Genomic DNA, 13,653 nt, shown 5'->3' with positions numbered 1-13,653 from the left:
AGCTCACGTTTTTTAACTGGAAGTCTTTAATAGTTAGGATGTTATTGTGTGTAGAGACGTTGCATTGGAACGTCTCTACAATCCTTATCCCTAGGCAAATAATCTTATCCGAACCGGATTTGGCTAGATTCTATCTAGGGAAATCAACTAATTGAATAATTTTGCTACCAGATATACCAGAGGATTTAAATTGATATCTTTTACCTGGTTGCAGTGACTGGGATGGAGTTGTTGGGCTGCAACCACTTCTACAAGTTGAATTAAACTGAATGTTTAAATATTCACCTGTATATATTTTTTCTTCTCCTGGGCGTAATGTATGTATATTTCCATTCAGGACATATACCATCTCACCAAACATTTGATTAGAGATAATTGTATAAATCTCAGGATTATTTGGCTCAAAAATTGAGCGAAGAATCTTGTTGTTTGGACAAGTGTATGCAGTTTTAGTTCGGATATCAGCGCATACATTGAGAGCAACAGCCGAGTTAAAACAAACAGAATTTTTAGTTACTGTAGCATCTCTGCGTCTAACATCAAGTTTTTTATCAATTACAGCTGTAAATGAGCCAGAATCAATCACTTTCTTATTCTCTTTAATCTCGTACTGAAATTCATTTTCACCCTCCATAACAGCGAAATTACTACCACGATGTTTTGTTCCAAAAGCTACTTGAGTGCCTTCAGAAGATTTTCCCTTTTGGTATTCTCTATCTGTGTACGGATATGGATCGCTTTCCAAACCTTTAGTTACATTTTTAACAACTACACGTCTTTTAGGAGCTGGAGGAGTTTTACTAGAAGTAAACCAAGCTTTTATTGAGCCTAAGTCTTTACCTGGGCATTCACCATCGTACTCAATTTCTTGAATGGATGCTTTGTTAAGTTCTCGACTTCCTGCAAACTCCCACCCTATATCACCAGAAGATTCCAGTTCTGCGGAGAATTGTGCTGTTGAAGATGCTAAAAAAAATGTCACAACTAGAGTGCAGCTAAAAGTTATGAGCAGCAAAAATCTAGTAGTTGGTCGGGTAAAATGATGTAGTTGCTTCCAGAATCGATTAAATTTCATCATACGACAATGTGATTTTAATTTAATAATTAAGGTTGTAATTTTTAGATTGTTGGGAGAAACAGTATTTACGACTGAGTCTGTATAAAATAAATTAGAATTCAACTAATAAATAATAGGGGTTGGTTCTATAGTTGGTTCTATAATTGGTTGTGGAGCCGATTCAGATGGGCGTGATTTTTGAAGTTCCACAGTTTGTTGCAAATCTTGAATGTCAAAACGAACATTTTCAGACCAGTTATTAGAATCAAGAAAGTAGCTTCAGTTTTGTTTTAATTGACGCTGCTTCCCCGATCTACCTGAAGCTGATTAAATGAACCTATCCCACTAATAATATTTGTGCTACAAAGCTTAAGCTTATTGAGAACTGAAAACGAAAAATTAAGGTTTTCAAGCACATTTTACGAAAAGGAGTAGGGATTTTTAGAATAGTGGGATAGGTTCATCCAATATCGGAGTTCCCATGACCAATGTTGATCCCTTCAATATTCTGAGAATGGGATTTTACAGGTTTCGCAGCAGTAGATATAGTATCTAAAACGCTAGGTAAAGACTGTTGCAATTCCAACTTTTCTGAGGCTGTGAAATTTTTGATAATCTCTAAAACTTCGCTAACGCTGTACTTTGGCATAGGAGGCGCATCTCAGTTATCTATGGGGCAATAACATAATTAAAATTCAAATGCAAATCGAAGTATTTCGGATTATTTTCTAGATTTAGGGTTAAAATTTATTAAATGCCCTGATGCATAAGATTTTCCGCCTCTAGATAAAAAAGTAGCTTATTACACTAAGTATAAAAAGCAAAGCTGTTTTTAGGTAGTCAAGGTTGTACAATTGCGTTGAACAAATCGCTGATTTCAAGTCACATTAAAATCGGATCATGTCTACACCTCAATGTTGAATTACAATGCTTGTTGCATTTGAGCATAGGCTTCATAGACACCCTTCACGTTGTACCAGTTAAGAAAAATTCGGGCAATTTCTAAAGCAAGTTGAGGTTTACCTAAGTTAATTAGCCATTGCAACAATGGAGCCATTGTCCTTTCATTAAGTGAGCCATTGAGTGACAAAATACCCCAAAGTAAGCGATGCAACCAAGTCATTTGAATCATCATTCGCACCTCCCATGTTGGATGCTTTTGATAAAACAAAACTCCCATACGTCCGCGTTGAATTTCTTGGTCAATTAATCTGGGAATTTGCTCTAAGTTAAATGCTGGATGCCAGTGATATCCTACAGCTTCCGGACATTTAATTAGTTTTAAACCTAGTTGTTTGAGTCGCACACCCAATTCTAAATCTTCCCAACCATAGAGTTGAAAACTAGTGTCAAAAAGTCCGGCTTTCTCTAGCCAATGCTTAGGGATTGCTACATTTCCTGTAGCAAAAAAAGCTGCTGAAAAATCTGTGACTTTGTAGGGTTCAGCAGTTGGATTGTCGAAACTACAAGTATTGATAACTGCACCGTAAGTGAAAAAGCGATCGCTCCCAAATTTGTCCTTTCCCTGCACTAGCGCATCTGCGTGAGCTTGCAAGAAATTTTCCAACACCACTAAATCGCTATCAATAAAGATAATTGTGTCTCCTAGCGCCCGTTCTACCCCCAAATTCCGAGCCGCAGCTGGGCCAGCATGATCTTGCTGAAACCAGCGCACATGGGGAAAATCTTCTTTGTGTCCTGCTAACCACTCCAATGTGCCATCAGTAGAACCATCATCCACTAAGACAATTTCGTAACTAGTAACCGAACTTGGCTTACTCAATTCCTGCAGCTCCAAGGCGCGGAGGCACTTTTCTAAAATCGGTTGGCGATTATAAGTCGGTATTACAACGCTGAAAAACACAGTCTCACCCACAACACTATCCATCTTCAGCATAGGACAGATGCGACGCTGACACTGTTCCTTATCTGGTTCTAGCGGCGGAAGTAGTCAATCTGCTGATGATGCAATATTTGCTAGACATTTAAAAACAGCTATATAAATTTACCAAGTTTAAAAGCTGAAAATCTAAATTTTTGCATATCTGTTAAATATTATTTTGCTTTGAAACTTATAAGTATTTGTGCTTTGAAAGCTTATCTTTACGTAAAAAATAACAACTGATAAATTCAAATTAATCAATATATAACCTGATGTTAACACTTAGTACATAAATTAATAGAAACTTCATAAATCTTCTTTGCGTAAGCAGCATCAGCCAGCCTTAATCTGTTATTCACTGCTATTTATTAGCTGTGAAAGATGCATCAACTTCCAATAAATATCTAAGTAATTTCTGTAAATATTTAGAGTTTATTTTTACTGAATTACTCATGTTCATTAAGAGATGAACTGACTAGCAACCTCATAAGCCTTAAGTGGAGAACAAAGAATGAAAGGACGCTTTCACCCTAAAAACAATTTGACCCTCAATCCATCTGGTAACGAGTCAATTCGTGATGTGATTGACCGCGTTAGTCTGAGTCGGCGGCGGTTCATCATGACGGCTGTGGGTACGTCGGTGCTAACTGTTCTGGGCGATGTTTCCATCGGAGGCTTTCTTCAAAGTGTTGATGCAGCTCCAATACCCAAGGGAACGGGATTTGCTGGCATAGGCTTTAAGAGCATCCCACCAAATCTACTCAACCCAGCTACAGGACTGCTGGAAAAGGATCTTGTCAGTGTTCCTGAAGGTTATACAGCCAAAGTATTAGTTGCTTGGGGAGATCCGATCACACCTGGTGGCCCAACTTGGCTACCAGATGTCTCTCAGGATGCTGCTGCTCAAGAAAAGCAGTTTGGTATGCACAATGACGGCATGTACTACTTCCCTTTACAGCCAGGGAATGTCGTTGGTCGGACAGTAAGTTCACAAACAAGATCACTTAGAGGCTTTGTAAATAAGCCCATCAATACTGGTCTGCTGTGCGTGAACCATGAATATACCCAGGAATCAATTTTGCATCCTGATGGTCTGGATGTAGTCACAATTGCCAAAGTACGTAAATCTCAGGCTGCTCATGGCGTGTCTGTTGTAGAAATTTCCAAGAAGGGCAATGAGTGGAGTTTCAATCGCAATTCGTCTTATGGTCGCCGCATTACCGGCAACACCGAGATGCGAGTATCGGGGCCTGCGGCTGGCAATGCACTGTTAAAATCGAAAAAGTTTAACATTACGCCAACTGGCTCTGTTGACACCGGGACATTGAACGACGGCTATACCGCTTATGGTACGCTCAACAACTGCGCCAATGGCTACACTCCTTGGGGTACTTACTTGACCTGCGAAGAGAACTGGAACGGCTACTTTGCTAACCCTACACGAGATGTAGTTGCAATTCCAGGCATCGAAAAGTCCGATATCCTGGCAGGACAAAATCGGTACGGCGTTTCAACATCATCTAGCTATCGCTGGCCGGAGGTTGATCCACGCTTCAATGCCAGCACCAACCCACTTGAACCCCATTTATTCGGCTGGGTGGTTGAGATTGATCCCTACGATCCGCAAAGCAAACCAGTCAAGCGCACTGCCCTTGGTCGGTTCAAGCATGAGAGCGCTCAGGTTGTTGTTGATGACAATAACCGTGTTGCTTTCTATCAGGGTGACGACGAGCGTAACGAGTATATCTACAAGTTCGTTTGTGCCCAACCTTTCAATCCTAGAAATCGTGCAGCCAACCGCGATTTGCTCGACAACGGTGTTTTGTACGTTGCCAAATTCAATGACAACGGTACTGGTGAGTGGATTCCTTTGGTCTACGGTCAGCGTGGTTTGACACCAGAAAATGGTTTCAGAAGTCAAGCTGAGGTGCTTGTCAAGACAAGACAAGCTGGCGATCGCGTCGGCGCAACCATGATGGATCGCCCAGAGTGGGTAGCTGTACGTCCTCGCATCGGCGGATATAAAGAGATTGAAGTCTACTGCACACTGACCAACAATAATCGTCGGGGCACAACTCCAGTTTCCTCTAACCAGCCAGACGGCACAACAGCAGCAGGCGGTGCGCGTCCTCCCGTGAATCCTCCCAACCCACGTCCTGACAACCGTTACGGTCACATCATTCGCTGGCGCGAAGATGGACGCAGTGTTACAGCAACTACCTTCAAATGGGATATTTTCTTTGAAGCTGGCGACAAAACTAGACCCGAACCAAATCTTCAGGGCAACATTAAAGGTGACGACTTAAGTTCACCAGATGGTCTGTGGTTCGACGACTTCGGCCGCCTCTGGGTTCAGACCGACCACGCAGGTGATGGTATCGGTGATTTAGTAAACATCGGTAGCAACACCATGTCGTGTGCTGACCCCAACACTAAGCAAGTTAGGCGCTTCTTAACCAGCCCTACGGATTGTGAGGTAACTGGTATTACCAGCACACCCGATGGCAAAGCGATGTTTATTAACATCCAGCACCCAGGCGATCGCGGGGATGCCTCGAATCCCACGATCGCTAGCAATTGGCCTCACAGCCAAGGGTATGGCCCATCAGGTCGCCCACGTTCATCAGTGGTAGTGATTACCCGAAATGACGGTGGTGTTGTTGGTGGTCTTTAAAGACGATAGGAATAGATTTATTTAGCGATCGCTCTTTTGTCACTACACTACAGTATCTTAAATAGTTTTAGATCACCTTAATCCTTAACCCTAAACATGGGTAAGGGTAAGGTGATTTACTTGTAGCTATTAACCCACAACTTTTGTTGCCCTCTTCTTACGTTGCATCCACAATCCCATAACACCAGCAATAGCCGTACCACCAACAGCTAACGGTTCGGGTACTTTAGCGTACCTTACAGTACCTACCTGTGTTGTGTTTACTGATTGGTCAATTAGATAAAAGTTGTTTCCTCCTACATTTGGAGTATTTGGATCACTTGCGATCGCAAACTGGTCTGCAACAAAATAGCTTAGTCCCAAAATTTCGCCATTATTAAAGCTAGCTATAGGAAAACTGTCGAAATCACTATCATCTACCTGTGTATAATTAGTACCTAAATAGTTGAATGCAACTGCTAATCCATTCTCAACTCCTAATGTCTCAAGACCTGTATTGGTTAAGGTCGAGTCATCGTATTGAAAAGAGCCGAAATACTGACCGGGATTATCGCCAGATGTGGCATTTACAGTGAAATCGTAATTAACCAAGGCAGCTTGCACCGATTTAGTACCAACAGCAGCAACGGAAATGGCAGCTGCAACGGTAGCAATACTAAGATTCATAGCTAATTTCATCAGAAAATACTCCAAAGGAAAAAAATTAATAGTCCTGTAATTCCACTTAAATAAGCTTTTAACCACTGCGTACAGGTTAAGAAATATCAAACAAAAGATTATCATTATAAAATCTTTAAGCTTCTCACGTGTATATAAATTTTCTGTAAAATAGCAATTTCACCCATCTACACAGTATCAAAAGGTTTCAAGGCTCTGACTTTAGTCCTTGTATTGTTATTGTCAAATTGTTATGAAATCAGGTGAAAATAATTCACTGAACCGTATTAGTAGTAAGTGAATATGCAAATTGGAAGCTCATAATCTTTAAAATTTTATTCAAAAGTTAGAAAAATCCGTAAAAAAGATTCTTATTCTCAATATGTATTTATTGAGGTATATCGCCTGCCCAAAAGGTGTTTATTGTCTATATCAGTACGAGCTTAAAAGATAATGGTTATCATCCTCTTAATGAGGATAATAGGTCGATTCCAAGTTTTAGTTACCAATAAAATTATGTGTAATTAGTAACTAATGGTTAATATGATGATTACTGTAAATTGTAAATATTAATATGCTTTAATTTTTGATTTTTAACAAGACCATTACCATTTCTTAAATTAAGTAAGATAGATTTTTTATAGGCATATATTTTGTGTAGTATTCATAAATTTCTGAATCTAACAAAATAGATTTTAAGAAAAGATTGGTGAGTAATATAAAAGAGGCATGAAAAAAAAGTCTTTAAACATAGGCTGTTAAAAGACAATATTTGAAGATATACATTCAAAGTTGAGAGCATACTCACCACAGATACGGCTGGTGAGAATGTTTGAAGCTAATACTGTACTGCAAAAAGGCTTTTGAGTAATGGTTTTACTTCAATGGTGTGGATGTGCAGAGAATCAGGTAAAAGTATTTAATAATCAGCAAAAAGCAAAAACTTTGTGGGTAACAGTAGGTTTACTTGCTGTTTTTTTTGTTGCTGAGTGGAGTGTGGGTTTATGGAGCCAAAGTCTATCTCTACAGGCGGATGCGGGACATATTTTATCTGATATTGCAGCTTTAGCAATATCGCTAATTGCCAGTTTTTTAGCACAAAAACCAGCTAAAAAAAAGGCAACATTTGGACATCAGCGGATCGAAGTTTTAGCAGCTTTGCTGAATGGATTAGGTTTGCTAGCGATCGCTACTTTTGTCACATGGGAAGCTATTCAACGCTGGCAACATCCAGCAACCATTTTGGGCTTACCAATGTTAGCAATTGCGGTGTTAGGTTTAATCGTCAATGTGCTCAATATTACTTTGCTTCATCCCCACACTCACAACGATTTAAACCTGCGGGGAGCTTTGCTTCATGTCATCGCTGATACTGCTAGTTCTGTGGGTGTAATTATAGCTGCTTTAGCAGTTCATTTCTGGGATTGGTGGTGGGCAGATGTTGCAATTAGTTTAGTAGTTGCAACTTTTACGGGTTTAAGTGCTTTACCTTTAGTGCAAGAAAGTTTAAAGATTTTTTTGGAGTATGCACCGGAATCAATTAACCCCGTTGAGGTAGAAATATCTCTCAAATCTTTTCCTGGCGTTGTCCAATTAGAAAAACTCCACATCTGGACAATTAGTTTAAATAAGGTAATGCTTTGTGCCAATTTGACAGTTGAATCTGCAACTATCCAGGAACGCGATCGCTTACTCAATAAGTTAGAAGCTCACATCCGAAAAACTTTTAATATTGCTGAGATAACTTTACAGCTAACTAGCTGTACAAACCCTTCAGTGCTGCCAATTCATCCTTTGTTTAAGCAAGATTTAGCTTTCATGTTGTCTGCAAGTAAAACGAATTCACTCTTAGAACATAGCTAAATACATAATTTTACTAATTACCGTTATAAATACCAAAATATTTGTGCGAATTTAGCCTACCTATATTTGGTTTTTAAAAGCTATTTAAACATAATGCTTATTAGCATTATCGCAATTGTCAAAGCATAGCGATGTCTACGACAGGCTACGCCTACGCTGATTGCAACTCGGTTATTTACTAAGAGGTTTCCTGATGATGAGTTTCATTCAAAAATCCAAAATGATTTCGTTACTGAAACAGTACAAACGCACCTTGGCTTGGTTTATATCTGGTCTAGTTATGGCAGCTTTGTTGTTCTTGGCAACCTCAACTCAACAACCAGCAACTGCTCAAAGTCATACCACAGCCTCCACTCAGCCAGATGTGACTGCTACATACTCAGACTTCGGTGCTAGTCATCTAGAACCAAATTTTTATCAGTATTAACAGCTAACACTTGCTCAATTAACTTTAAGGCACATTGCAATGATTTCATTTTTGCAAAAGTACAAGCGATTTCTAGCCCTTATGATGGCTGGCTTGCTCTGTACCGTTCTGCTGGTATTTGGTAATTCTGTTTTTCAGCCCACCCTAGCTGCTGGTAATGGAATTAACGTAATTATCATGATTGGCGATGGTATGGGTTGGGAGATGGCACGGGCGGCAGCCGTTGCCAAAGGCGCTCCTTTTTACACAAGTGGTAAAGGCTCTGGTCTTAGCTTCCAAAAGCTAAGTGGATATGGATTGGTGACTACTTACGGCACAACAATTCAGGGAAATACACCAGAAAATCCAATAGACCAGCCTCATCTAACAGGTAACTCTGCTCTAGATGGGTCTAATCTAATCACCGGTGCAAGCCCTGTTCGTCCCAACTTCTCATTCCAGCCTACTCCTTTTAACCCTGGCAATAGAGCTGATGGCAATAGTCTAGAGGATGGTAATCTGGCAGGTTATGAAATCAATAAGGGCGGCCCTGTTCCCTGGGTTCCTTTGACCCCTGCTAATTCTGGTACATACGACAAAGATTACATCAAGTATAGTTATCCCGACTCTGCTAACACAGCTACAACTCTGTATACGGGGGTAAAAAGCTTTAACAATGCGATGGGGGTAGACATTTACGAGAAGAAGTTGAAAACCATCCTAGAAATTGCCAAAGAAAAAGGTAAGTCTACAGGCTTGGTAACTTCCGTACCTGTTAGCCATGCAACGCCTGGTGCTGCGGCTTCTTTTGTAAATCGTCGTAGTAAGTATGACAGTGTTTACGACCCCAGCAAGACCAACCAAGACAGCATTTTGCAACAGACATTGCTGAACTTTAAGCCCAATATTTTATTGGGTGGCGGTCATCCCAAAGATTTTGAAAATAGAGAAAGTACAAGTACAGCAGAAGGTGTCTTTAAGTATACGTACATTACAGAAGACACTTACCAGCATCTGAAGAATAATCCTAAGTCCAATCGTTACGGCTATACCTTTTTGGAACGTGGCCCTAATGCAGCTAAGACACTGCTAAACACTGCTGCTAAAATCGACCCTAACAAGGGAGGCAGATTATTTGGTCTGTATGGTGCGCGTGGACAAAATGGCAACATTCCTGTTAGTTCCTCTAAGGGAGATTATAGTTTGACAGGGTTGGATAACTTCTCTCTCTATAGCTCTGTTGTCAAGGCTGGAACGCCGGATACCTGTCCATCAGGTCAGATAATAACTGGTACTGCTGGAGATTGTGTTCCTGTCATTGATGCAGCTGGTAATCCCATTGCTCCTAATGCTCCTGCACCTGATACTGTCCGTCCTCTGGCTCCCGGTGAAACTGATGCCAGCTTTATTGCTAAAGAGATTAACGAAAATCCGACTTTAGCTGATCTGACCAAAGCAGCTTTAACAGTTTTAGGTAAAGACAAAGATGGCTTCTGGTTGATGGTTGAAGGAGGCGATATCGACTGGGCTGCTCATGACAACAACATGGATAACCTCATCGGAACCATGAATGATTTTGATAAGGCAGTCCAGCAGGTTATTAGTTGGGTAGATAATCATGGTGGTTGGAGCAAGAACCTGTTACTAGTTACTGCTGACCATGACCACTATCTAACTCTGAATGATAACTTTCCCTCTAAATTGACTCCCAATCCTGACCCCAATCAGTCTAAAGGCTTGAAATATAACGCCAAAGACATCACTTTCGTGAAGCACAATCCTACCGATGCTGGTCACTTCTGGGGGTCTGATCCAAATTACAAGTACCTCTGGGGTAGCCATACCCGCCGGATTGTACCTGTTTACTACCAAGGTGCTTACGCATCAGCTTTGACGCGTAAGCTAGGACAAGGCTTCGAGATTACAGATAGCTCTGGAACTTACAGTGTCCCTGGTGTTCGGGGTGTGGTTGACCAAAGCCATATTTTCCAAGCCATGAAAACTGCGATCACAAATAAGCCTGTGAATTGAATACACCGCTTCACTAAACACTAACTCAAAAGCTTTGTGTTGCAGAGACGTGGTAACACACGTCTCTGTCTCATAAAACTATTGCGGTATTTTTGCACCCGTTCTTTATTGAGGGAAAAAAAATGACTGACTCCATCTTCAAGAAGTTAGCAGCTGCAACGGTAGGAACTGCTTTGATTTTTTCGTTAGGGGAGACTATGCCGGCTCTTGCAGCAGCCCTAACTTATAATTTTTCTAACGACGATAAAACTCTCACAGGCACTTTTTCATTCGAGCCAGCAGCAGCAGCAGATGATCAAGAGGTAACGATCGCCGAAGGTTTAAAAATTTCTGCTAGCTATGGTGGCCAATCATATACTGAAGCGGATGATCCTTTAGCGTCAGTTTTCACCGACTTTTCGGGAACAATTTTTAACCAAGCAGGGTTAGGGTTGTATTTTACACCTAGCGCTTTTAATGTCTACCGCGAAAATTTTATTAATCTGAATGATTCGACTGCTGCGGGTGTTCAAAACGTCACTTATACCAGTGTTCCAGAGCCAAGTTTGATGCTTGGATTGTCTGTATTCGGGTTGAGTTTGTTCTTGGGTAAAAAGATAGCATCTTCTAGACTATCAAGTACAAAATCTTAAACCAGATTATCAAGAATAAACTGTTAGGCAGTGATTTGCATTTATCTAAAACAGGGTGGAATTATCCACCCTGTAAATTTTTAAACTTATTTTTATTAAAAAGTGAAGGTTCAAAACCTCGCCCCTGGTGGGCGAAACAGTCCTTGTATCGCAAGGTAGGTAAAAACCCCACCCCTAGTGTCGGGCTTAGTTTAATTGCGAATTGCGAATTGGTTTTATTGCCATTATTGCTGCCAATAACGAAATAAAGCTAAAAAGTGACCAATAATTCAGATTTACATCCATTACGAACCCACAATCTTAACAGGGGTTGCTACAGCATTCCCTGGCGATTCCAGCTTTTTCTCAGTTAAATGGCTGGTATCGGCTTTGTTGTGGTCTTCGTTTAAAGTTTGATGGTTGTAGATGAACATAGGAATAATCGAGTCTTACAATAGCGGATTTTTAGACGTTATACCAGAGGGTGAAGACAGCGACTATTGGCAGATTGCAGCTATACATATCAATGGCCAAGCCTACTGCCCTACCCCTCGGCTTTATCGTTCAGAAAAAGTAGCATTGGCAAAAGCTGCACAAATTTATGATTGGCTAGCTAGCCACGAAGGAGAAATTAGTAATGGGGCTTGCAACTGCTCTGAGTTGAAACTCATCCTATGGCAGCAACCGAAAGTATCTTAAGTGTTAACTCTATCCCTTCAAGGGGTGTCCGGGATAGCCGCGCGTCGATTTAGTCATTAGTCACTTGTACTGAGCGTAGTCGTCGTAAAGCCTGCATCTCAAACTGTCATAGAGCAAAGGTAATGACTTAAGTCCTTAAATATGAAAAGATAGTCAGATAAGGAAAGCGCTGAGTCAGCAGCGCAGTTAGGAAATTGGTAGGCTTATACAATAGTGCTAGTATGCTGCAACTAACTGTATAGAGTGATCAAAAAGCGGTAATTAACAGCGATTACTTTTATCGCTGTTAATTTCTGTTTTAAAATTATCTGCATTCTAAACGGGCTATCTGTTAAGTAAATTTGTCGTTGGTTTTTAACCTTGGTTGTGACCAAGACTAATTTAAATACGCATATAAAAAAGCTTTGTATAGAAACGATCGCAATCCTCAGATTCTCGACTTCTTTAATAAGTAGGGAATCTCACTATTCAGTTGCATGAGTAAAATATACATGGATTAGTTTAGATATAATAATGACTCATTCTTTGTTTTCCTAACTGGAGAAATTAATGGGTCGCGCCAAAAAGGTTGTCCTGGCATATTCTGGTGGAGTGGATACCTCTGTTTGCATTCCTTACCTCAAACAGGAGTGGGGTGTGGAAGAGGTGATTACCTTAGCAGCAGATTTAGGCCAGGGAGATGAATTAGAACCAGTTCGAGAAAAAGCTCTGAAATCGGGTGCAAGTGAATCCCTTGTGGCGGATGTCAAAGACAGCTTCGTTAAAAATTACGCTTTTGGAGCGATTCAAGCTAACGCCCTTTATGAAAATCGTTATCCTCTCGGAACTGCCCTTGCTCGTCCACTGATTGCCAAGGTATTGGTAGAAACAGCCGAAAAATATGGTGCTGATGCGATCGCTCATGGTTGCACCGGCAAAGGTAACGATCAGGTTCGCTTTGATGTCTCAGTTACCGCCTTAAACCCCAACCTGAAGATCCTTGCACCAGCCAGAGAATGGGGCATGAGCCGTGAGGAAACGATCGCCTATGGTGAAAACTTTGGTATCCCCTCACCAGTCAAAAAATCCTCTCCTTACAGCATTGACAAGAATTTACTCGGTCGTAGTATTGAAGCTGGTTTACTCGAAGATCCGTCATTTGAGCCACCAGAAGAAATTTATGAGATGACCAAAGCGATCGCTGATACTCCTAACGAGCCAGAGTACATCGAAATTGGTTTCCACAGTGGTATTCCGACAACCCTCAATGGTATAGCTAAAAAGCCAGTTGAGCTAATTGAAGAACTCAATCAGGTGGTAGGAAATCACGGTATTGGACGGATCGATATGATAGAAAACCGTCTAGTCGGGATCAAATCGCGGGAAATCTACGAATCACCCGCAATGTTGGTGCTAATTCAAGCACATAGGGATTTAGAAAGCTTGACTTTGACGGCAGATGTCACCCATTACAAGCGTGGGATTGAAGAAACTTACAGCCAAATCGTTTACAACGGTTTGTGGTACAGTCCACTCAAAGTTGCACTGGATGCCTTTATTCAAAAGACACAAGAGCGAGTCTCTGGAACTGTGCGAGTCAAGTTGTTCAAGGGCAACTCTATAATAGTTGGACGTTCGAGTGATAATTCCCTCTATACTCCCGATTTAGCAACCTACGGAGCCGAAGACCAATTTGACCACAAAGCTGCTGAAGGCTTTATCTACGTTTGGGGGCTACCAACTCGTATTTGGTCACAGCAAGTTAGAGGTTAGGAAGATGAGGGGGATGAGGGA

11 protein-coding genes are annotated in these 13,653 nt (G+C 41.0%); 7 read left to right on the top strand and 4 right to left on the bottom strand.

The window, feature by feature from the left end; translation table 11 throughout:
* Positions 1-130: 130 nt before the first annotated feature.
* The 3 genes from H6G26_RS09995 to H6G26_RS09985 form a co-directional block, all read right to left on the bottom strand.
* Positions 131-982 (bottom strand): hypothetical protein, encoded by an 852-nt coding sequence (locus H6G26_RS09995; protein WP_199326760.1) that lies wholly within the window; start codon positions 980-982, stop codon positions 131-133.
* 535 nt (positions 983-1,517) lie between these two features.
* Positions 1,518-1,706, bottom strand: a complete 189-nt coding sequence (locus tag H6G26_RS09990; RefSeq protein WP_190729099.1) for a hypothetical protein — start codon at positions 1,704-1,706, stop codon at positions 1,518-1,520.
* Between the two features lie 273 nt (positions 1,707-1,979).
* A complete protein-coding gene (locus H6G26_RS09985; RefSeq protein ID WP_190729196.1) occupies positions 1,980-2,945 on the bottom strand; it encodes a glycosyltransferase in 966 nt (321 codons plus the stop codon).
* Positions 2,946-3,450: 505 nt separating this feature from the next.
* Here H6G26_RS09985 and H6G26_RS09980 point away from each other — a divergent pair.
* Positions 3,451-5,613: a PhoX family phosphatase gene (locus H6G26_RS09980; RefSeq protein ID WP_190729098.1), complete on the top strand. Its 2,163-nt coding sequence runs from the start codon at positions 3,451-3,453 to the stop codon at positions 5,611-5,613.
* Between the two features lie 129 nt (positions 5,614-5,742).
* Here H6G26_RS09980 and H6G26_RS09975 read toward each other — a convergent pair whose 3' ends face one another.
* Positions 5,743-6,291 (bottom strand): PEP-CTERM sorting domain-containing protein, encoded by a 549-nt coding sequence (locus tag H6G26_RS09975; RefSeq protein WP_190729097.1) that lies wholly within the window; start codon positions 6,289-6,291, stop codon positions 5,743-5,745.
* An 849-nt stretch (positions 6,292-7,140) separates the two neighbouring features.
* Here H6G26_RS09975 and H6G26_RS09970 point away from each other — a divergent pair.
* The 6 genes from H6G26_RS09970 (at position 7,141) to H6G26_RS09945 (ending at position 13,632) form a co-directional block, all read left to right on the top strand.
* Positions 7,141-8,133: a cation diffusion facilitator family transporter gene (locus tag H6G26_RS09970; protein WP_190729096.1), complete on the top strand. Its 993-nt coding sequence runs from the start codon at positions 7,141-7,143 to the stop codon at positions 8,131-8,133.
* A gap of 193 nt (positions 8,134-8,326) precedes the next feature.
* Positions 8,327-8,560 carry a hypothetical protein gene (locus tag H6G26_RS09965; protein ID WP_242053652.1) on the top strand — a complete coding sequence of 78 codons (234 nt, stop codon included), beginning with the start codon at positions 8,327-8,329 and terminating at the stop codon, positions 8,558-8,560.
* A 39-nt stretch (positions 8,561-8,599) separates the two neighbouring features.
* Positions 8,600-10,570, top strand: coding sequence for an alkaline phosphatase (locus H6G26_RS09960; protein ID WP_190729095.1), 1,971 nt, complete (start codon positions 8,600-8,602; stop codon positions 10,568-10,570).
* Positions 10,571-10,692: 122 nt separating this feature from the next.
* Positions 10,693-11,202: a PEP-CTERM sorting domain-containing protein gene (locus H6G26_RS09955; RefSeq protein WP_190729094.1), complete on the top strand. Its 510-nt coding sequence runs from the start codon at positions 10,693-10,695 to the stop codon at positions 11,200-11,202.
* Positions 11,203-11,607: 405 nt separating this feature from the next.
* Positions 11,608-11,880, top strand: coding sequence for a hypothetical protein (locus H6G26_RS09950; protein ID WP_190729093.1), 273 nt, complete (start codon positions 11,608-11,610; stop codon positions 11,878-11,880).
* A 549-nt stretch (positions 11,881-12,429) separates the two neighbouring features.
* A complete protein-coding gene (locus H6G26_RS09945) occupies positions 12,430-13,632 on the top strand; it encodes an argininosuccinate synthase (protein ID WP_190729092.1) in 1,203 nt (400 codons plus the stop codon).
* Positions 13,633-13,653 lie beyond the last annotated feature (21 nt).

Origin of the sequence: Nostoc sp. FACHB-888 (genome assembly GCF_014696655.1) — a bacterium.
Taxonomy (GTDB): domain Bacteria; phylum Cyanobacteriota; class Cyanobacteriia; order Cyanobacteriales; family Nostocaceae; genus Nostoc.
Note: the sequence above shows the minus strand (reverse complement) of the source record. Positions and strands in the feature narration are given on the sequence as shown.